Consider the following 18416-nt stretch of genomic DNA (forward strand, 5'->3'; position numbering starts at 1 on the left):
CATGTGTCTTGCCACATTCCAGCGTCACCAGAACGTTGGGAATCCCTCTTGAAACCTGCTGTCCGTCGGGCCGCACGTCTCCTGACGTGCGCCGGTCTTCTTGCCGGCCTTGCCTTCACCGTCCGCGCCGCCGCTCCCACCTCGCTCGAACAACTGAAGACCGGAACCGACATGGTCTGGCTGACCGCGGCCGGCGCGCTGGTGTTCTTCATGCAGGCCGGCTTCGCGCTGCTGGAGAGCGGCATGAGCCGCGCCAAGAACGCGATCAACGTCATCATGAAGAACTACTGCGACATGTGCTTCGGTGCGGTCGCGTACTGGGCCGTGGGCTTCGGCCTGATGTTCGGTGCCAACGCCAGCGGCTGGATCGGGACCGACCGCTTCCTCGTCCATGCGGTGCCCGAGGCCGACTACGGCATGCTGTTCTTCCAGATGATGTTCGCCGCCACCGCGGCCACCATCGTCAGCGGCGCGATCGCCGAGCGCACGCGTTTCTGGGCCTACATCGTCGGGTCCGTCCTCATCACCGGGCTCATCTATCCGGTGTTCGGTGCCTGGGCCTGGGGCTCGCTGTTCTCGGGCCAGGGCTGGCTGCGAGAGATGGGCTTCATCGACTTCGCGGGGTCGACCGTCGTGCACTCGGTGGGCGGCTGGTCGGCGCTCGCCGCCATTCTGGTGGTCGGGCCACGGCTCGGCCGCTTCGGGTCTCATGGCGAGGTGCGGCCCGTGCTGGGCCACAACCTGACCTCGGTCGCGCTCGGCGGCTTCATCCTTTGGCTGGGCTGGTTCGGCTTCAACGGCGGCAGCACCGCCGCGGCCACGGTGGGCATCGGCAAGATCGTGCTCAACACCCACCTGGCCGGCGCAGCCGGTGCGATCGGCGCGCTGGCGGTGCTGGCGCTCGGCCGCCAACCGGTGCTGATGACGGCGGCCGTCAACGGCAGCATCGCCGGCCTGGTGGGCATCACCGCCGGCTGCCATGTCATGGAGCCGGCTTATGCGCTGCTCACCGGCTTCGTGGCCGGCGGACTGAGCGTGCTGGCCGGCTGGCTGCTCGAGGCGGGCCGCATCGACGACGTGGTCGGTGCCGTCTCGGTGCACGCGGTCGGCGGCGTCTGGGGCACGCTCGCGGCCGGGCTGTTCAAGCACGACGCGATGTTCGACCTGCGCCAGCTCGGCGTGCAGGCGATCGGCTGCGGCGTCGCCTTCGCGTGGTCCTTCGGCACCGCGCTGCTGATGTACTGGCTGCTGGCCCGCAGCATCGGCCTGCGCGCCAGCACGCTCGACGAGCAGCGCGGCCTCGATTTCACCGAGCACTACGAGATCGGCTACCCCGAGTTCCAGCAGGAAGCGGTGCACCGGGGCAAGCGATGAACGGTGTTGCATCGTCGAATGGGGGCCGCGACAACGACCCTGTCACCGTGCGGCGTGCGCTCGCGCAGGCGCTGGGCGAGTACCTGGATGCGCCGCGCGTGCGCGAGGCGGTGACGCTGTGGTGCCAGCAGTTCCAGGGGCGCGGCGCGCTGTTCCTCGGCCTGAGCCGCTACTGCCGGCAGATCGCCGACGGCTTCGACCTGGCGGGCAAGGAAGCCGAACTGCACCTCAGGATCTTTCGCGCGTTGCAGAGCGACCCACAGCGCCTGCCGGACGATCCGCTGTCCTCGCAGCCCTTCGAGTCCACCGAGCCGGGCAGCCTGCCGCCGGGCTCCGTCGCGCCGGCGGCGCCTCGGCTCGGCGAGGGGGCGGCCGCCATGCAGGCCTTCTTCGCGGCGATCGAGGCCCAGCTCTCGCGCGACCTGCCGGTCGGCCTGACGCCGGCGCGCGTGCGCCGCGCGCTGATCCGTCATGCCACCAGCCTGCCGCGGCCCCAGCAGCACGCGGCCTCGCTGTGGTGGAGCGGGCAAGTGAGCACGCTCGACGGCGACTGGCCGGCCGGCGGCCACGGCACGCTGCTGGTCAACGTGATGTACGTGGCGCTCGCCGAACTGCTGGGACCGGTGCGCGCGGACGCCTGCTTCACGCACGCCGTCGATCGGCTCGAAGCCAGTGGCGCTCCGGCGCTGATCGGCATCCGCCGCTACCTGTAGCGCCGCACCGTCCGGCCAAGGTGGGGCCGTAGACTGCGCGCCATGCTGCTGCGCGCCCGGTCCTGGTGGTTCACGCTTGCCGCGCTGGGCGCTGCGCTGGCGCTGCCGGCGGCGCTCGGCGGCTGTGGCACCGTGGGCTACCTCTCGCAATCGGTCCAGGGCCATCTCGGCGTGATGCGCGCCGCGAAGCCGGTCGACGCCTGGCTGGCCGACGCCGGCACGCCGGCGGCCTTGCGCGAGCGCCTGCTGCTGAGCCAGCGCATGCGCGATTTCGCAGTCCAGGAACTGGGCCTGCCCGACAACGCCAGCTACCGCCGCTATGCCGACCTCGGCCGGCCCGCCGTGGTGTGGAACGTGGTTGCGGCGTCCGAGTTGTCGCTGACCCTGAAGACCTGGTGCTTCCCGGTGGTCGGTTGCGTCGGCTACCGCGGCTACTTCGAGCGCGGCGCGGCCGACGCGCTGGCCGCCGAGCTGCTGGCCCAGGGCCAGGAAGTCAGCGTCTACGGCGTGCCCGCCTATTCAACGCTCGGCAAGCTGCCCGGCGACTTCTTTGCCGACCCGCTGCTCAACACCTTCATCGGCTACCCCGAAGGCGAGCTGGCGCGGCTGATCTTCCACGAGCTGGCGCACCAGGTGGCGTACGCGAAGGACGACACCGAGTTCAACGAAAGCTTCGCGACGGCGGTCGAGCGCCTCGGCGGCGAGCGTTGGCTCGCGCAACGGGCCGATGCCGCGGCGCGCGAGGAGTACGAGCGCTTCGACGCGAGACGCCGCGACTTCCGCGCGCTCGTGCTCACCACCCGCACGCAGCTCGACGTGCTGTACCGCGGCCCCGGCAGCGAGGCCGACAAGCGCGCCGGCAAGGCGGCGCTGATGGAGCAGATGCGCGCCGAGCACGCGCGCCTCAAGGCCGGCCCGTGGGCCGGCTATGCCGGCTACGACGCCTGGTTCGCCCGGGCCAACAACGCCAGCCTGGGCGTGCAGTCGGCCTACAACGCGCTGGTGCCCGGCTTCGAGGCGCTGTTCGCCGCCGAGGGCAGCGACTTCGCGCGCTTCTACGCCGAAGTGCGGCGCCTCGCCGGCTTGCCGCAACCTGAACGCCGCGCCACACTCGCAGCCGGCCGTCAGCTGCCCCTGCTGCTGACGCCCTGAACCGAACCGAGTGCCTTCATGCCCGACATCGCCCTTCATCGTCCTCACCGGCTTGGCCTCAAGCGCGCCCGCGAGATCGCTTGGAAATGGGCCGAGGATGCCGAGGCCAAGTTCGGCATGGAATGCACGGTGGAGGAGGGCGACGACGAGGACGTGGTGCACTTCACGCGCAGTGGCGTGAACGGCACGCTGCTCGTGCGGAGTGATGCTTTCGAACTTTCAGCGAAGCTGAGCTTCCTGCTCGGCGCCTTCCAGAAGACCATCGAGGGCGAGATCGAGAAGAACCTCGATGGCCTATTGGCGGCGGAGCACAAGCGGGCCAAGGCGCCGGCCACGGCGAAGAAGTCGGTGCGAAAGAAGACCTGACAAGGTCTGCATACCTGATACGGGCTGTATTCGAGCGCTGAGCGGGCGCCACGCCGGTCCGCTGTGTTGCGTTCGTGTCCCCCGGCGTCGGCCTTGCGGCCGACCCCTCCTCCTCTACCTCACTCCACACAGCGGCCCGTCACGGCGCTTCGATACACCGTGGACTGCGGGTGCCCCTACTTCAGCGACTCGATCAACTCGATGTAGCCCTGTTGCGCAGACTCGCCAGCGGTGCCCTTCAGTTCATTCCAGGCGTCCCACTTCGCGCGACCCACCATGTCGGAGAAGCCGGGGCGCTTGCCGTCGACGTCGCCGGCAGTCGCCTGTTTGTAGAGCGCGTAGATCTTCAGCAAGGTCTGGTTGTCCGGCTTCTCCGGCAGGGTCTTGGACGCGGCGACGGCGGCGTCGAAGCGGGCTTGCAGATCGGCCATGGAGCGCTCCTCGTGGGCAAGGGACAGCAGTGAAAATCAGATTGACGCTGTCGATCTTACCGAGCATCGTCCCGGCCAAAACCCGAGAACAACCCGAGGAGACCCTTGATGGCCACCGCCGCGCCGGAGCGCATGTCGCGTGTCGATACCGCGTGGCTGCGCATGGACAACCCATCCAACCTGATGATGATCCTGGGCGTGTGGCTGCTCGAGCCCGGCGTGTCGCATGCCGCGCTGTGCCAGCGCGTCGAGGCGCGGCTGCTGAAGTACAGGCGCTTCCGGCAGAAGGTGGTGGAGGACGCGATGGGCGCGAGCTGGGTCACGGACCGCAGCTTCGACCTGCAGCGCCACGTGCTGCGCGAGCGCCTGGTGCCCGGCAAGGGGCAGAGCCCGCGGCAGGCACTGGAGGCGCGCGCCGCCGAGCTGGCGACCACTCCGCTCGATCCGGCGCACCCGCTGTGGCAACTGCACCTGATCGAGGACTACCCCGACGTCGAAGGCCGGCGCGGCAGCGCGATGATCGCGCGCATCCATCACTGCATCGCCGACGGCATCGCGCTGATCTCGGTGATGCTGTCGATCACCGACGGCGGCAAGCCGCCACCCGAGCGCGCGCAGAAGCCCGACGACGAGAAGGACTGGCTGAGCGACGCGGTGCTCAAGCCCATCACCGACGTGGCGATCAAGGCCATCGGTCTCTACGGCGACGGCGTGGCCAAGTCGGTCGAGCTGCTGTCGAAGCCGCAGCCGCCGCTGTTCGGCTCGGTCGAGATGGCGCTCACCGGCGCGCAGGTCGTCAAGGATCTCGCCGCGCTCGCGCTGATGCCCGACGACTCGCCGACCCGGCTCAAGGGCAAGCCCGGCACGAGCAAGCGCGTGGCCTGGTGCGAGCCGATCCCGCTGGACGACGTGCGCTCGGTCGGCAAGGCGCTGGGCGCGTCGATCAACGACGTGCTGCTGGCCTGCGCCGCCGGCGCGATCGGCGGCTACCTCGCGGCGAAGGACGAAGACCCCACCGGCAAGGAGATCCGCGCGATGGTGCCGGTCAACCTGCGGCCGCTGGAGAAGGCGCATCAGCTGGGCAATCGCTTCGGCCTGGTGCCGCTGGTGCTGCCGATCGGCATCGCCAACCCGGTGCAGCGCGTCTACGCGGTGCGACGCCGCATGAACGAGCTCAAGGGCAGCTACCAGCCGGTGCTCGCCTTCGGCGTGCTGGCCATCGCCGGGCTGCTGGTCAAGCCGGTGCAGCACGCGCTGCTGAACCTGTTCGCCAAGAAGGCCACCGCCGTCATGACCAACGTGCCGGGACCGAAGGAACCGTTGAAGTTCTGTGGCTCGACGCTGCGGCAGACGATGTTCTGGGTGCCGCAGTCGGGCGACATCGGCATGGGCGTCTCCATCCTCTCCTACGGTGGCGGCGTGCAGTTCGGGCTGATCACCGACGCGACGCTGTGCCCGGACCCCGAGGCGATCATCGAACGCTTCGCGCCGGAGTTCGAGAAGCTGCTGCTGGTGACGCTGATGCTGCCGTGGGGCGAGTGACGGCGCCTCGCGCACGCCCCGGCGGTGGCGGTCACTGCGGCGCCGGCACGCCGGCCAGGTAGCGCTCCGCCAGCGTCCGGTCGATGAAGCGTCGGGCGTCGTCGGCGTCGAAACGCTTGCCCTCCGCCAGGCCTTCGGCGTACTCGAAGAAGGGCGCGAACAGCCCGCCCTGGTCGACCGGCGCGCGCAGCGCGAAGCGCGGCTGGGCGCTGCCGATGCGGTGCCAGGCGGCGCGCACCTCGGCCCAGAACGGCTCGGTGCGCTCGAAGTAGATCTGCCCGGCGCTGAAGTCGTGGCCGGTGATGCGCTCGTAGCGCGCCACGCCGTACTCGCGCGCCAGGTGGGGCAGGGTCGCGCGCGGCCGGCCGCCGTCGTCGAGCGCGAGCTTCAGGTTGTTCTCCTCCTGCACCCAGCCGCCGGGCGTGATGGTGTGGCGGTTGGTGCCGACCAGCACCTGGTAGTCGCTGCGCACGCTGAACTCGCGCCGCGGCAGCGGGCGCCAGGTCTCGTCGCCGATCCAGGTGGAAAAGCTGTCGCCGTGCTGCCAGCGCCCGCGTGCCGCATAGCGCGGCGAGTCGTCGACCTGCAGCACGCTCTGCACCCAGCTGCCGCTGCGTTCGCCGGCAGGCACCGGCCGGCGCACCCAGGTGTTGCGGCCTTCGTAGGCGAGCAGGCTGTCGGCCTGGTAGCGCCACTCCTGCCGCCAGTGCCGCACGACGATGGGCTCGCTGACCTGGCCGTCCTGCATCTGCACCCGCATGACCAGGATGTGCTGCAGCGCGATGAAGTCGCCGCGGTCCTCGGACACGAACACGTACTCGGTGCCCCAGCTCTGGTAGGGCGCATCCGGCTTCAGCGCGGGGTCGAAGCGCAGCACCTCGAGGAAGTCGAAGCTCACGCGGTAGGGGCCGGCCATCGCGAGGATGGCGCGGCGGTCCCGCTCGCGCGCGGCGAGGCCGGGCTCACGCAGCCGTTTCCAGGCGTCGCTGGCCGCCGTGTCGAGCTCGACCGGCACGCCGCGCGTGCTGGCGCCGCGCGGCTTCAGCGCCGCTTCGCCCAGCGGCCAGGCGAAGATGAATTGGCTGGGTGCGGAGGCCGGGGTCGCGTCGGTGTAGGTCCATGCGGCCCCGGGCAGTGCCAGCAGTGCGAGCAGGGTCAGCAAGGCAGTGAGCTTCTTCTTCATGCGGCGCATTCTGTGCGCGTTCGCGCCGCGGGCCGCAATGCACCTGCCGAATGTCCGGGCTTGGCGCTCGCCCATGAAAAACGGCGCCCCGGGGGCGCCGTGTCACGTCGAGCGGGATCGGCTCAGAACTGAAAGGCCAGCCGCACGCCACCCCAGTGGCGACCGTTGACGGTGATCGGGGCCGCGGCTTCCTTCATCAGCACGAAATTGCCGCCGCCCATGTCGCGCCGGTAGGTCTGCAGCAGGAAGGGCCGGGTGTTGCGCGCCGACGCGAGGCCGGTGCGATCGTTGAAGATACGGCGGTAGCGGCTGTTCGCGGCGTTCCACACCGGGTCGTTGCTGCGCTGCGGGTTGCAGTACTGGCGGTTGTGCGTGGCCACGTAGCCGTTGCGGTCGACCGCGATGCAGTAGACGACCTTCTGGTTCAGCGTCAGCAGGCGCTCCTGCACCTGCGGGAACAGCCGGTCGGCCAGGGCGACGAAGCGCGTGGTGTGCTGCGCCGGGTTGGTGCCGGCCATGGCCTGGTAATTCTCGTCGAACAGGTCGCCGACGGCGACGGTGTGGGTGCGCAGCGCGTCCTCCAGCAACCGGCTGATCTGCGAGGCCGCCTCCTGGACGCCGCGGATGTAGGGGGTGTCGTCGGTGTCGATGCCGCAGTCGGCCACCACCTCGATCATGTTCTCGCTGACCTTCAGGAAGGCCTCGCTGCGTGCGGTGGCGTTGCCCAGCGTCTGGCTGGAGCGCTGCATCTCGCGGTCGATGGCCGTCATCTGCTCGTTCAACCCGTCGCAGATGCTGCGGCTCTGCACCGCGGCGGCGCTGATGCTGCCGACCCCGCCCTGCACCTCGGCCAGCGCCCGGTGGAAGGCTCCTTGCGGGGCTTCGCCTTCGCGCAACTGGATCTCGCGTGCCAGCGCGCCGACGCGCTGGTCGAGCTCGGCCACGGTGCTCATGATCTGCTTCGACGAGGCCTCGACCTTGGCCGACAGGTCCTTCACCGCATCGGCCACGACGCCGAAGCCGCGTCCGGCCTCCCCGGCCCGGCCGGCCTCGACCGAGGCATTGAACGCCACCAGCCGCGTCTGCAGCGCGATCTGCGTGATCTGCCCGGCCGCGGCCGCCACCTGGCGCAGTGTGTCGACGATGCCACCCACCTCGGTGCCCACCTGCTCGACCGCAGCGCGCGCGCGCTCCACCGCCTTCAGGCTCTCCGTCGTGGTGGTGCCGATACCGCCTTGGGCGCGCTGCACCTCGCCCAACTGGCTGCCGAGCGTCTGCAGCGCCTGGACCTGGCGCTGGTTGACCTGGTTGCTGTCCTCGATCAGGCCGCGCACCTCGGCCGCGTCACGGCCGAGACGGGAGGCCGCCTGGGCGATGCTCTGCACCGCCTGGCGCAGGTCGGGAGCCGGTGCCGCGACGGGGGCCGGGTCGGCGGCGGCGGCGCTCGAAGTCTTCTTGAACAGGCTCAGCATGGTTTGTCTCTTGTTCGGTTTCTTCTCGGTTCAGTGGTCGCGCAGCTTCGCGCGCAGACGCGCGATCGACTGGCTGTGCAGCTGGCAGACTCGCGATTCGGTCACGCCCAGCACCGCGGCGATCTCCTTGAGGTTCATGTCCTGCTCGTAGTACATGCCCATCACGAACTGCTCGCGCTCGGGCAGCGTCTTGATTGCCTCGATCAGTGCCAGGCGCATGCGGTGGTCCTGCAGCAGGGCCACCGGGTTCTCGTTCTCGTCGGCCACGTGGCGGTCGAGGAAGTCGTTGTCGCCGTCGTCACCGGACATGTCTTCCAGGTAGACAAGCTGCGTGCCGCGCACCTTGCCCAGCAGCTCCTGGTAGTCGGCGAGCGACAGGCCCATCTGCTTCGCGATCTCGCTCTCGGCCGGCGCACGGCCGAGCTGCTGCTGCAGCTTGTGCACCGCGACCTCGATCTCGCGCTGCTGCTTGCGGTTGCCGCGGCTCATCCAGTCGCTGCCGCGCAGCTCGTCGAGCATCGCGCCGCGGATGCGCTGGGTGGCGAAGGTCTCGAACTGCACGCCCTGCGCACTGTCGAAGCGCGTCATCGCGTCGGTCAGGCCGATCAGGCCGACCTGGATCAGGTCGTCGATCTCCACGTTGGCCGGCAGCTTGGCGATCATCTGGTGCGCGAGACGGCGCACCAGCGGGCTGTACTGCTTGATCATGGCGTTCGTTTCGAGGCGACCGGTGGCGGTGTACATGTCGGGCTCCAGGCGGTGTTCGGCGGTTCGTTCGGTCTTCGATCGGGGATTCAGCGCGACCGCGGCAGGCGCGAGCCCAGCGACGGCAGCGCGGAGCGCGCACCGATCTCGCCGGCCAGCGCACCGAAGACGCTGTCGCTCACGGTGTGCGGCAGCGCGCAGGCAAGCTGTTCGCGTGCCAGGCGCTTCAGGCGCAGGCTGGGGCCGTCGGTCGGCGCCTCGGCGGGGTCGACGGCCACCCAGTCATGCAGCGTGGCCCCCAGGAAATCGTCGGCGCAGCGCGCCAGGCGTTCGGCCACCTTGGCGGCGCGCGGCGAATCGGGCAGGGCGCTGAACAGCAGGTCGTGCGTCAGCAGGCCGGCGCGCATCGCCAGCAGCTTGATGGCCGCGTAGGCATGCGTCACGCTGTCGGCCTGTTCGTCGCACAGCACGATCGGGCGCACGGCCACCGCCTGCAGCTCCTGCACGCGGCGGGCGAACAGGCGCGCCAGCTCGGGGGCGCTGGCATGCACCAGCAGCACGTCGATATCGGGGGCGGCCTCGGAAATGGCGTCGAGGAAGCCGGAGGTCGAGCCGCTGGCGTCCACGAAGCGCAGCGTCAGGCCGCCGGCGGCGAGGTAGCTCACGTGCGAGCTGAGCACTTCCACGCCCTCGGCGAGGTCGAAGCTCGCCAGCTCGGCCGGCGCGCGAGCGTTCTCGCCGGCGTCGACCACGAGCGTGCGCAGGCCCTGCTCGGCGTAGGCGCTGCACAGGCGTTCCAGCAGCGCGCCGCCGAAGGCGATGGCGGGGTTGGACACGACCGGGATGCAGCGCATCGTGCGGCTCACGAACATGCGGCGCAGGCCCTGGGCCTGGTCGGCCGGGGCAGGGCTGGTGGGCAGGTCTTCGAGCTGGTTGTACCAGCTGTCGGTCGCGGGGCGGTAGGCGCGGCGGGGCAGGTCGGCGGACATGGCGGCAGCGGGGTCGTCGGGATCGGGGAGGTCAGGCGCGGCCGGCCGGCACGGCACGGCGCTCCGTCATCTGCGGCGTGGCGAACACCAGGTTCATTTCGCTGGCGTCGAAGTTGTAGGCCGGGCTGCCGGTGGCGCGCAGCGCGCGGTGCACCAGGGCCTGGCCCGACAGGCGGTGCCAGTCCTCCGGCACGCGCTGGCCGTTGGCCACCGCGACGATCTTCTGCTTGTGGCGGATCACGGCGTCGAGGGCCGGGGCGAGCTTCACGGCCTCGTCGAGCTTGGACAGCACGATGCCCTTGCAGGCGGCGGCGCGGTAGGAGGTCATCACGTCGTCGATGGTCTCGCCCTGCACGGCGGTGTTGACCACCAGCAGCTTGTTGATCGAAGGGTGCGCGAGCATGTCGAGCAGCTCGCGCGTGCGGGTGTCGCGCTGGGCGACGCCGGCGGTGTCGATCAGCACCATCTTCTTGGCCGACAGCAGCTCGAGCAGGTCTTCCAGCGCCGTACGGTCGTGGGCCGTGTGCACCGGCACGCCGAGGATGCGGCCGTAGGCACGCAGCTGCTCGTGGGCGCCGAGGCGGTAGGCATCGAGGGTGATCAGGCCCAGGTTGGACGCGCCGTGCCGGGTGGCGAAGGCGGCGGCCAGCTTGGCGGTGGAGGTGGTCTTGCCGACGCCGGTGGCGCCGATCATCGCGAACACGCCGCCCTGGTCCTCGATCGGCAGCTCGCGCTCGCCGGTCATCAGGTTGCGCTCCAGCACGCTGGCGGCCCAGGCCTGCTCGTCGCCGACGTCGGCCGTCATGCCGGCCACCAGCTTGCGGATCAGCACCGGCGAGAAGCCGCACTCGAGCAGCTTCTGGGTCAGCTTGGCCTGGCCGGGCTCGCGCTGCAGCTTCTCCATGAAGGCCAAGGCGCCGAAACGCTCCTCGATCAGTCCCTTCATCGAGCGCAGCTCGCTCAGCATCGTGGCATCGGCCTGGGCCTCGCGCAGCACCGGCTCGGCGGCCGCGGCGGGGGCTTGCGACCGGCGGCCGTAGACGACCTGCTCGCGCAGCACCGGCATGGCGGCGGGCTGCTGCTGGCTGGCGATGCGGTTCTGCACGGCGTCCACCGCGGCGTCGACCGCATCGTCGTCGTCCAGATCCTGGGCGTACAGAGTCGCCTGGGCAGCGGCGCGGGCCGGCGCCATCGGCGCGGCGTTCAGCGTCGGTTCGGTGCGTTCCTCGCGCAGCGCCTCGCCGCGCAGCGCGGCCTCGCGCTTCTTCAGCATGCGGTCGCGCACATAGTCCTGGAAGGACAGCGTGCTCATCGTCAGTTGCTCCACGTCCTGCTGCACGTCGTCGGCTGCGGCGGAGCGGGCGCCCTTGGCCGCCTTGACCGGTTTCGTGGCCTTGGCGGGCGTCGCGGCCACAGGCTGCGCGGCGACAGCCTGCTGCTGCTGCACGGCCGCCTGGCGCTCGACCGCGGCCAGCGCGCCCGGTGCCATCGCCAGCATCTCGATGCCTTCGGGGCAGGGCTTGGTCGACAGCACCACGGCGTCGTCGCCGAGGGTCTGGCGCATCTTGGTCATCGCGTCGCGCGAGGTACGGCCTGTGAAGCGTTGGACGTTCATGCGGAGCCTCTGGGTCGGGGTCTGTCAGGGGGCCCGGATCAAGCGGCGGCGCCGATGATCGAGCCGATGCGGATCGAATGGGTGTCGGGGATCTCGCTGTGCGAGAGCACGCGCAGCCGCGGCGCGGCGCGCTTGAGCAGGCGGGCGATCGGCACGCGGATCGCGTCGGGCACCAGCAGGCAGGCCGGGTGGCCCAGGTCTTCCTGGCGCTTGGCGGAATCGGCGGCGGAACGGGTCAGGATGTCGGCCATGCTGGGGTCGAGCACCGGGCCGTTCTGCGAGGCCAGGGCCTGCGACAGCAGGCGCTCGAGGTCGGGTTCGATGGCGATCACTTCCAGCTCGCGCACGGGGCCGTAGATCTGCTGCACGATCGACGGCGCTAGCGCCACGCGGATGCGGCGCGACAGTTCCTGCGGATCGTTGGCGAGGTTGGGGTTGGCGCCGACGTGCTCGGCCAGCGCTTCCACCACCGAACGCATGTCGCGGATGTGCACGCCTTCCTCCAGCAGCAGCTGGAGCAGTTTCTGGAGGGCGGCGATGGGGACCATCTTGGGGACCACGTCTTCGATGAGTTTGGGTGCCAACTTCGTCACATGCTCGACCAGCTGCTGCGTTTCCACGCGGCCCAGCAGGCGCGCTGCATTCACTTGCATCAAGTGTGAGAGGTGGGTCGCCACCACGGTCGAGCAATCAACGACCGTATAGCCGGCCATTTGCGCCGCTTCGCGCTGGCGCTCCTCGATCCACGTGGCGGGCAGGCCGAAGGCGGGGTCGGTGGTGGTGGTGCCGATCAGCGGCGTGCTGGCGTGGCCGGGGTTGATGGCCATCAGCATGCCGGGGAAGGCCTCACCCTCGCCGATCACCGCGCCGCGCAGCGTGAGCCTGTACATGCTGGGGCGCAGCTCGAGGTTGTCGCGGATGTGCACCGACGGCGGCAGGAAGCCCACGTCCTGCGCGAACTTGCGCCGCACGCCCTTGATGCGCGTCATCAGATCGCCCTGGCGCTCCTTGTCCACCAGCGCGATGAGGCGGTAGCCCACTTCCAGACCCAGCGTGTCGACCGGCTGCAGGTCGTCCCAGCTCGCCTCGGCGTCGGGGGCCGGTCCGGCTGCGGCGGCCGGCCGGGGCGGCGCCAGTTTGGCGCGCTGCTCGCGCTGGTGCATCAGCCATGCGATGTAGCCGAGCGCGCTCGCGATCAGCAGGAACACGAAATGCGGCATGCCCGGGATCACGCCCAGCAGCCCGATCACGCCGGCCACGATGCCCATCGACTTGGGCGTCTTGAACATCTGGCCCATGATCTGCTCGCCGACGTCCTGCTCCTTGCCGACGCGCGACACCACCATCGCTGCGGCGACCGAGATCAGCAGGGCCGGGATCTGCGCCACCAGCGCGTCGCCGATCGCCAGCAGGATGTAGCTGTCGGCGGCCTTGCCGGCACTGAGGTCGTGCTGGACCACGCCGATGATGAAGCCGCCGACGATGTTGATGAACAGGATCAGCATGCCGGCGATCGCGTCGCCGCGCACGAACTTGCTGGCGCCGTCCATGGAGCCGAAGAACTCGGCCTCGTTGCCCACCTCGAGGCGGCGGCGCTTGGCCTCCTTCTCGTCGATCAGGCCGGCGTTCAGGTCGGCGTCGATCGCCATCTGCTTGCCGGGCATCGCGTCCAGGGTGAAGCGCGCGCCGACCTCGGCGATGCGCTCGGCGCCCTTGGTCACCACGATGAAGTTGATGACCACCAGGATCGCGAACACGATGATGCCGACCGCGAAGTTGCCGCCGATCAGGAAGTGGCCGAAGCTCTCGATCACCGCGCCGGCCGCGCCGGGGCCGGTGTGGCCTTCCATCAGCACCACGCGCGACGAGGCCACGTTCAGCGACAGCCGCAGCAGCGTCGTCAGCAGGATCACCGCCGGGAAGGCCGAGAAGTCCAGCGGCTTGACCATGTAGGCCGACACCATCATCACCATCAGCGCCAGCGCGATGTTGAAGGTGAACAGCAGGTCCAGCGCCAGCGGTGGCAGCGGCAGCACCATCATCGCCAGCACCATCAGCACCAGCAACGGCACCGCGAGACTGCGGATCATGCGGGCGTTGGGCCCCAGCCAGGCCTGGACTTGGGAGAGCATCGGGTTCATGACAGCCCCCCGACCGGCGGGTACGCCGTTCGTCCCCCGGGGGCCACGAGGGGCCCCTTCGTGGCCCTGGGTGTGCGGGCCGGCTTGGGAGCGGCCCGGCGCTCGGCCCGCTCAGCTCCGATGGGGGTCAGTGACGTCATGCGAGGGCTCCATCAGCGGAAGACGGTTTGTTGTGCGGGTCGAGTTCGGCGGGCACCGGCAGCTCGGGCAGCTCGCCCGGCAGCGGTGCCTTGCCGGCCAGCGCCGCGCGCAGCTGGTACACGTAGGCCAGCACCTGGGCTACCGCGGTGTAGAGCGCGATCGGGATCTCGCGGTCGAGTTCGGCGTGCGCGTACAGGGCTCGGGCCAGCACCGGTGCCTGCAGCACCGGCACCTTGGACTCCTTGGCGAGGTCGCGGATGCGCAGGGCGATCAGGTCGGCGCCCTTGGCGACGACGCGCGGGGCGCCGCCACGGCCTTCCTCGTACTTCAGGGCGACGGCGTAGTGGGTCGGGTTCATCACCACCAGGTCGGCCTTCGGCACGGCCGCGAGCATGCGGCGGTTGGCCATCTCGCGCATGCGCGCCTTGACCTTGGCCTTGACCTCGACGTTGCCCTCGTTCTCCTTGTGCTCCTGCTTCATTTCCTGGTGGCTCATCTTCAGCCGCTTCGCATGCTGGAAGCGCTGCAGCGGCACGTCCACCATGGCGAACACCGCCAGCGCGAGCAGCAGGAACATCAAGCCGTAGAGCACGTCGCTGCCGGCCTGGGCCAGTGCCGTGGGCAGCGGCAGCGTCAGCGTGGTGGTGAACTGGTAGACGTTCTGAGACAGGTAGAAGGCGCCGACCAGGCCGATCACCAGCGCCAGCACGCAGCTGCGCACCGTGTCCACCAGACGGTCGGCCGACAGCATGCGGGGCAGGCCGGTCAGCGGATTGAGCTTGCTGAACTTGGGCTCGATCGGCTTGAGCGTGAAGTTCCAGCCGCCGACCGCCAGGCCGCTGGCCAGGGCCGCCAGCACCATCACCGCGCCGACCGGCAGCATCGCCCACGCGAACTGGGTGCCCAGTTCGGCCAGGCGCTCGGACATGCTGGCGGTGCTGTCCAGGGTGCCGGCATCGAAGCGCAGGCCGCTCTGCAGCAGCCGCGTCATCCAGCCGGTGGCCGTGGGCGCCATTGCCGCCAGCAGGGCGACGCCGGCCGCCACGGCCGCGAAGTGACCGAGGTCGCGCGAACGCGGCACCTGCCCGTCTTCGCGCGCCTTCTTCAGCTTGCGTTCTGACGCGGGCAGGTTGCGGTCTTGGGCGCCTTGATCGGCCATGGTTCCTCGGAAGAGTCCTGAAGGAGGATTCTTCCGGGCGGCCGCGAAAACTTGAGCGAGATAAGCAGGGCGGGGACCGTGCTTTTCCGGCCGCGGGCCTGGAACAGCCCGGAATGCAAACGGCGCTCCGAGGAGCGCCGCTAGGAGGCCGGGTGTTCGCGGGAACTCAGGCCTTCACCACCCCGCTGTGCGCGGCCAGAGCTGCCGCGCCGCGCGCGTTGTAGACGGCCGCTTCGCGCGGGATCAGCACCTCGATCGCGCGGTCGAGGGCCGCGGTGGCCCGCGCCAGCGTGTCGCGTTGCGAGGCGACCTGGCCGCTGGCCTGTGCCAGGCGCTGGCGCAAGGCCGCGGGGATCGGGCCGCGGTTGCGGCCGAAGCAGTCGAGGGCGGTGGCCAGGGCGCGCTGCAGTTCGACGGCGGCCGTGTCGACACCGCGGCTGTCGCGCTCGAGCAGCGTCAGCGCCAGCGCGGCGAGGCGTTGCTCGACGTCGGCGATCGCGGCCTCGAGGATCTGGGGCGCAGACGCGCGCAACGGGGCGGAGCTCAGATCGGTCTGCATGGGAGGCTGGTGGGCAAGGACGAGGGCATGCGGAGGGGCGGGCTCAGCGCTTCACGGCGTCGAGCATTTCCTGCGCGTTGGCGATCAGCTTGTCGGCGATGACGTCGGCGTTCACCTTGAACGAGCCGTCGGCGATCGCCTGCTTCATGCGCTCCACCTTGGCGGCGTCGAACTCCGGGCTGCTGGCGCCGGCCAGCAACTCCGTCGCGGTGCTGGAGAGCTCCACCGTGCTGGTGCCGGCATCGGCGGCCTGGGCGACACGCGCCTTGGCGGCGGCAGCGCCGGCTTCGGCGTTGGAACGGGCCAGGATCGCGGCGTCGGCAGCGGGCGTGGAGGTTTGACCGATCTTCATGACGGGCTCCTGCAGACCAAGGGCAGCGCCCCCGGACGGTTCAACATCCCAGCGGTATCGACGAGGGTTCGTCGAACTTGAGAGATTCTTTTGTAACAGCGAGAGGGGTGCACGGCAAGCTCCGGGTTCAGACGCGGATCACAGCCGCAACTCGACGCGCCGCTCGCCCACCGGCAGGCCGGTGACGATGCGGCCACTCTCGGTGCGCACACGCACCGGGCTGCCGTCGAGGCCGGGCGTGATCGCCTGGCCTTCGCTCTGGACGGAAAAACCGGGACCGACGGCGACCAACTGCACGGTCTCGCCGGCGGCGAACCACTGGCGGGCGCGCAACAGGTTCTGGCGCAGGTCCTCGCCGGCGCTCACCATGCGCAGCAGCGAGCGGCCGACGGCCTCTTGCGGATCGGTGAGGGCGGCGGCCGGGTCGGCCGCGAGGTCGATCTCGGCCTCGCGCAGGTCGGCGGCGGTCAGCACGGTGCCGGCCGGCAGCGCGCTGGCGGCGACCAGTGCACGGCCAAACACCTTGACGGTGATCGGCAGGTAGACGTTCCACTTGGTCGCACCCTGCAGGCAGCGCAGGCCGACGCGCGTGCGGCCCCAGGGCTTGAAGCCGGTCGGCAGATAGGGTTCGATCTGCTGGCAGGGGGCCAGCTTGAGGCGGGGGTCGAGCGCGCCGGCCTCGACCTCGACCCGCAGGCCGGCGGCCGGCTGCGAGCTCTTCAGGGCCAGGCTGCGCACCTGTTCGGCCAGCACGGCGGTGGCCGCGGCGTCCTGCGCCCGGGCGGGCAGCGACGCGGTCGCAGCGGCCAGCAGGAGCAGGCACAGGGCGAGGGCGGCGGGGACGGCGTTCGGCTTCATCGAGCAGGACTTTAGAGGGCGGCCTGCATCGGCGAGCCGGGAATTGAGCGGGGAAGAGGGTCCTATTCCCGCTAATGTTTCAGACGGTCACGACCAAGAATGCCAACCATCGCCACCCAAGCGTGGCCATCCGTCCGGGCACCTCATCATGATGGACCGACTCACGAACTCGCTGAACTTCCAGACCCAGGCGCTGCTGCTGAGGTCGGAGCGCCAGCGCCTGATCGCGAGCAACATCGCCAATGCCGACACCCCGGGCTACCAGGCCCGCGACATGGACTTCGGTGCCGCGCTGCGCGAGGCCACCGGCTCAGCAACGCCCGGCAATGCGCTATCGGCCACGCAGACCGGGCACTTGAGCCCGGCCGCCGGTGCGCGCAGCGAAGCCGGGCTGAAGTACGCCACGCCGAGCCAGACCAACCTGGACAGCAACACGGTCGACATGGACCGCGAACGCGCGGCCTTCGCCGACAACGCGGTGCACTACGAGGCCACGCTGCGCTTCATCAACGGCAGCGTGCGCACCATGCTCAGCGCGATCACCGGCCAGTAAGGGGAACGATCATGTCGATGTTGAACATCTTCAACGTGAGCGGCAGCGCGGTGAGCGCGCAGAGCCAGCGGCTCAACGTCGTGGCTTCCAACCTGGCCAACGCCGACACCGTGGCCGGCCCCGATGGCAAGGCCTACAAGGCGCGCCAGGTGGTGTTCCAGACGCTGCCCTTCCAGCAGCCCGGCGAAGCCGGTACCGCCGCCGGCGTGCAGGTCTCGCAGGTCACGGAAGACAACGCCCCCGGCCGCAAGGTGCTCGATCCCAAGCATCCGCAGGCCGATGCCGACGGCTACGTGACCTACAGCAACGTCAATGCGGTGGAGGAGATGGTCAACATGATCTCGGCCTCGCGTTCGTACCAGAACAACATCGAAGTGATGAACACCGCCAAGACCCTGCTGCTGAAGACGCTGCAGATGGGCCAGTAACGCTGACTTCCTGAACAGGACCCGCCATGGCCACCGCCCCCGTCACCAACAGTTCGTCCAGCGTCTACGACGCATTGAACGGCAGCACCACCACGAAGACGGACGACGGATCCGAACGTTTCCTCAAGCTGCTCGTCACGCAGATGAAGAACCAGGATCCGATGAATCCGATGGACAACGCGCAGGTCACCAGCCAGATCGCGCAGATCAACACCGTGACCGGCATCAGCACGCTGAACCAGACCGTGAAGTCGCTGTCGAGCCAGATGTTGTCTTCGCAGGTGCTGCAGGGCGCCGGCCTGGTGGGCCACACCGTGCTGATGGAGGGCAGCAAGCTGCACTTCGGAGAGGACGGCACGACGGCCGGCGGCTTCGAGCTCGCCAACGCCGCCGACAGCGTGAAGGTCGAGATCCTCTCGCCGAGCGGCCGCGTGGTCGACACGATCAATGTGGGTGCTGCCTCGGCCGGCCGCAGCGGCTTCGAATGGACCGCACCGACCGGCACCAGCACCGACGGCATGAGCTTTCGCGTCACCGCGAAGTCCGGCGGCACGACGCTGACCGCCACGCCGCTCACCACCGATCTCGTGAAGGCCGTCTCGACCAGCGGCGACACCCTGAACCTGGAGCTGCTGTTCGGCGGCTCGATCCCCTACACCCAGGTCAAGGCCATCTCCTGAGCC

The 18416-nt window shown here is 69.8% G+C and carries 19 protein-coding genes; 8 read left to right on the top strand and 11 right to left on the bottom strand.

Annotation, left to right across the window (positions count from 1 at the left end; translation table 11 throughout):
* Nucleotides 1–171 precede the first annotated feature (171 nt).
* The 4 genes from ASC67_RS06865 to ASC67_RS06880 are packed head-to-tail and all read left to right on the top strand — an operon-like array spanning nucleotide 172 to nucleotide 3605.
* Nucleotides 172–1374 carry an ammonium transporter gene (locus ASC67_RS06865; protein WP_235566249.1) on the top strand — a complete coding sequence of 401 codons (1203 nt, stop codon included), beginning with the start codon at nucleotides 172–174 and terminating at the stop codon, nucleotides 1372–1374.
* Nucleotides 1371–2087 carry a hypothetical protein gene (locus ASC67_RS06870; RefSeq protein WP_056316935.1) on the top strand — a complete coding sequence of 239 codons (717 nt, stop codon included), beginning with the start codon at nucleotides 1371–1373 and terminating at the stop codon, nucleotides 2085–2087. Before ASC67_RS06865 ends, ASC67_RS06870 begins: the two co-directional genes overlap by 4 nt.
* A gap of 42 nt (nucleotides 2088–2129) precedes the next feature.
* A complete protein-coding gene (locus ASC67_RS06875) occupies nucleotides 2130–3239 on the top strand; it encodes an aminopeptidase (protein WP_056316939.1) in 1110 nt (369 codons plus the stop codon).
* 18 nt (nucleotides 3240–3257) lie between these two features.
* Nucleotides 3258–3605, top strand: a complete 348-nt coding sequence (locus ASC67_RS06880) for a polyhydroxyalkanoic acid system family protein (RefSeq protein ID WP_056316942.1) — start codon at nucleotides 3258–3260, stop codon at nucleotides 3603–3605.
* 176 nt (nucleotides 3606–3781) lie between these two features.
* Here ASC67_RS06880 and ASC67_RS06885 read toward each other — a convergent pair whose 3' ends face one another.
* Complete coding sequence (locus ASC67_RS06885) at nucleotides 3782–4036, bottom strand: acyl-CoA-binding protein (RefSeq protein WP_056316946.1); 255 nt, start codon at nucleotides 4034–4036, stop codon at nucleotides 3782–3784.
* 108 nt (nucleotides 4037–4144) lie between these two features.
* Here ASC67_RS06885 and ASC67_RS06890 point away from each other — a divergent pair, with 108 nt between their 5' ends.
* Nucleotides 4145–5578, top strand: a complete 1434-nt coding sequence (locus ASC67_RS06890) for a wax ester/triacylglycerol synthase family O-acyltransferase (RefSeq protein WP_056316950.1) — start codon at nucleotides 4145–4147, stop codon at nucleotides 5576–5578.
* Between the two features lie 31 nt (nucleotides 5579–5609).
* Here the strand turns inward: ASC67_RS06890 and ASC67_RS06895 are convergent, their stop codons facing one another.
* From ASC67_RS06895 to flgA, 10 genes are all read right to left on the bottom strand, one after another.
* Nucleotides 5610–6761, bottom strand: coding sequence for a DUF6607 family protein (locus ASC67_RS06895; protein WP_235566250.1), 1152 nt, complete (start codon nucleotides 6759–6761; stop codon nucleotides 5610–5612).
* 122 nt (nucleotides 6762–6883) lie between these two features.
* A complete protein-coding gene (locus tag ASC67_RS06900) occupies nucleotides 6884–8233 on the bottom strand; it encodes a methyl-accepting chemotaxis protein (RefSeq protein WP_056316953.1) in 1350 nt (449 codons plus the stop codon).
* A gap of 30 nt (nucleotides 8234–8263) precedes the next feature.
* On the bottom strand, nucleotides 8264–8977 hold the full coding sequence (locus tag ASC67_RS06905; protein ID WP_056316957.1) for an RNA polymerase sigma factor FliA: 714 nt from the start codon (nucleotides 8975–8977) through the stop codon (nucleotides 8264–8266).
* Between the two features lie 50 nt (nucleotides 8978–9027).
* Nucleotides 9028–9927 (bottom strand): hypothetical protein, encoded by a 900-nt coding sequence (locus ASC67_RS06910; protein ID WP_056318227.1) that lies wholly within the window; start codon nucleotides 9925–9927, stop codon nucleotides 9028–9030.
* Between the two features lie 31 nt (nucleotides 9928–9958).
* Entirely contained in the window at nucleotides 9959–11542 is a 1584-nt protein-coding gene (gene flhF / locus ASC67_RS06915; RefSeq protein ID WP_056316959.1) for a flagellar biosynthesis protein FlhF, read from the bottom strand.
* Between the two features lie 38 nt (nucleotides 11543–11580).
* Nucleotides 11581–13674, bottom strand: coding sequence for a flagellar biosynthesis protein FlhA (gene flhA / locus ASC67_RS06920; RefSeq protein WP_404932841.1), 2094 nt, complete (start codon nucleotides 13672–13674; stop codon nucleotides 11581–11583).
* A gap of 145 nt (nucleotides 13675–13819) precedes the next feature.
* Nucleotides 13820–14983 carry a flagellar biosynthesis protein FlhB gene (gene flhB, locus ASC67_RS06925; protein ID WP_056316966.1) on the bottom strand — a complete coding sequence of 388 codons (1164 nt, stop codon included), beginning with the start codon at nucleotides 14981–14983 and terminating at the stop codon, nucleotides 13820–13822.
* A gap of 166 nt (nucleotides 14984–15149) precedes the next feature.
* Complete coding sequence (locus ASC67_RS06930) at nucleotides 15150–15542, bottom strand: hypothetical protein (protein ID WP_056316970.1); 393 nt, start codon at nucleotides 15540–15542, stop codon at nucleotides 15150–15152.
* 43 nt (nucleotides 15543–15585) lie between these two features.
* A complete protein-coding gene (gene flgM / locus ASC67_RS06935) occupies nucleotides 15586–15894 on the bottom strand; it encodes a flagellar biosynthesis anti-sigma factor FlgM (RefSeq protein ID WP_056316973.1) in 309 nt (102 codons plus the stop codon).
* 138 nt (nucleotides 15895–16032) lie between these two features.
* Entirely contained in the window at nucleotides 16033–16752 is a 720-nt protein-coding gene (flgA, locus tag ASC67_RS06940) for a flagellar basal body P-ring formation chaperone FlgA (protein ID WP_056316976.1), read from the bottom strand.
* A gap of 148 nt (nucleotides 16753–16900) precedes the next feature.
* Here flgA and flgB point away from each other — a divergent pair, with 148 nt between their 5' ends.
* The 3 genes from flgB to ASC67_RS06955 are packed head-to-tail and all read left to right on the top strand — an operon-like array spanning nucleotide 16901 to nucleotide 18413.
* Nucleotides 16901–17305 carry a flagellar basal body rod protein FlgB gene (flgB, locus tag ASC67_RS06945; RefSeq protein ID WP_056316979.1) on the top strand — a complete coding sequence of 135 codons (405 nt, stop codon included), beginning with the start codon at nucleotides 16901–16903 and terminating at the stop codon, nucleotides 17303–17305.
* A gap of 11 nt (nucleotides 17306–17316) precedes the next feature.
* Entirely contained in the window at nucleotides 17317–17733 is a 417-nt protein-coding gene (flgC, locus tag ASC67_RS06950) for a flagellar basal body rod protein FlgC (protein WP_011830648.1), read from the top strand.
* A 26-nt stretch (nucleotides 17734–17759) separates the two neighbouring features.
* Complete coding sequence (locus tag ASC67_RS06955; protein ID WP_056316982.1) at nucleotides 17760–18413, top strand: flagellar hook assembly protein FlgD; 654 nt, start codon at nucleotides 17760–17762, stop codon at nucleotides 18411–18413.
* Nucleotides 18414–18416 lie beyond the last annotated feature (3 nt).

The organism is Methylibium sp. Root1272 (assembly GCF_001425905.1).
Taxonomy (GTDB): Bacteria; Pseudomonadota; Gammaproteobacteria; order Burkholderiales; family Burkholderiaceae_C; genus Methylibium.

Bases quoted from the DNA above. Each gene is read 5' to 3' on its own strand.
- ASC67_RS06895 (WP_235566250.1), bottom strand. From the start codon at position 6,761: ATGAAGAAGAAGCTCACTGCCTTGCTGACCCTGCTCGCACTGCTGGCA.
- flhA (WP_404932841.1), bottom strand. From the start codon at position 13,674: ATGCTCTCCCAAGTCCAGGCCTGGCTGGGGCCCAACGCCCGCATGATC.
- ASC67_RS06910 (WP_056318227.1), bottom strand. From the start codon at position 9,927: ATGTCCGCCGACCTGCCCCGCCGCGCCTACCGCCCCGCGACCGACAGC.
- ASC67_RS06890 (WP_056316950.1), top strand. From the start codon at position 4,145: ATGGCCACCGCCGCGCCGGAGCGCATGTCGCGTGTCGATACCGCGTGG.
- ASC67_RS06905 (WP_056316957.1), bottom strand. From the start codon at position 8,977: ATGTACACCGCCACCGGTCGCCTCGAAACGAACGCCATGATCAAGCAG.
- ASC67_RS06930 (WP_056316970.1), bottom strand. From the start codon at position 15,542: ATGCAGACCGATCTGAGCTCCGCCCCGTTGCGCGCGTCTGCGCCCCAG.
- ASC67_RS06885 (WP_056316946.1), bottom strand. From the start codon at position 4,036: ATGGCCGATCTGCAAGCCCGCTTCGACGCCGCCGTCGCCGCGTCCAAG.
- ASC67_RS06955 (WP_056316982.1), top strand. From the start codon at position 17,760: ATGGCCACCGCCCCCGTCACCAACAGTTCGTCCAGCGTCTACGACGCA.
- flhB (WP_056316966.1), bottom strand. From the start codon at position 14,983: ATGGCCGATCAAGGCGCCCAAGACCGCAACCTGCCCGCGTCAGAACGC.
- ASC67_RS06870 (WP_056316935.1), top strand. From the start codon at position 1,371: ATGAACGGTGTTGCATCGTCGAATGGGGGCCGCGACAACGACCCTGTC.
- flgB (WP_056316979.1), top strand. From the start codon at position 16,901: ATGATGGACCGACTCACGAACTCGCTGAACTTCCAGACCCAGGCGCTG.
- flgM (WP_056316973.1), bottom strand. From the start codon at position 15,894: ATGAAGATCGGTCAAACCTCCACGCCCGCTGCCGACGCCGCGATCCTG.
- flgA (WP_056316976.1), bottom strand. From the start codon at position 16,752: ATGAAGCCGAACGCCGTCCCCGCCGCCCTCGCCCTGTGCCTGCTCCTG.
- ASC67_RS06875 (WP_056316939.1), top strand. From the start codon at position 2,130: ATGCTGCTGCGCGCCCGGTCCTGGTGGTTCACGCTTGCCGCGCTGGGC.
- ASC67_RS06900 (WP_056316953.1), bottom strand. From the start codon at position 8,233: ATGCTGAGCCTGTTCAAGAAGACTTCGAGCGCCGCCGCCGCCGACCCG.
- ASC67_RS06865 (WP_235566249.1), top strand. From the start codon at position 172: ATGGTCTGGCTGACCGCGGCCGGCGCGCTGGTGTTCTTCATGCAGGCC.
- flhF (WP_056316959.1), bottom strand. From the start codon at position 11,542: ATGAACGTCCAACGCTTCACAGGCCGTACCTCGCGCGACGCGATGACC.
- ASC67_RS06880 (WP_056316942.1), top strand. From the start codon at position 3,258: ATGCCCGACATCGCCCTTCATCGTCCTCACCGGCTTGGCCTCAAGCGC.
- flgC (WP_011830648.1), top strand. From the start codon at position 17,317: ATGTCGATGTTGAACATCTTCAACGTGAGCGGCAGCGCGGTGAGCGCG.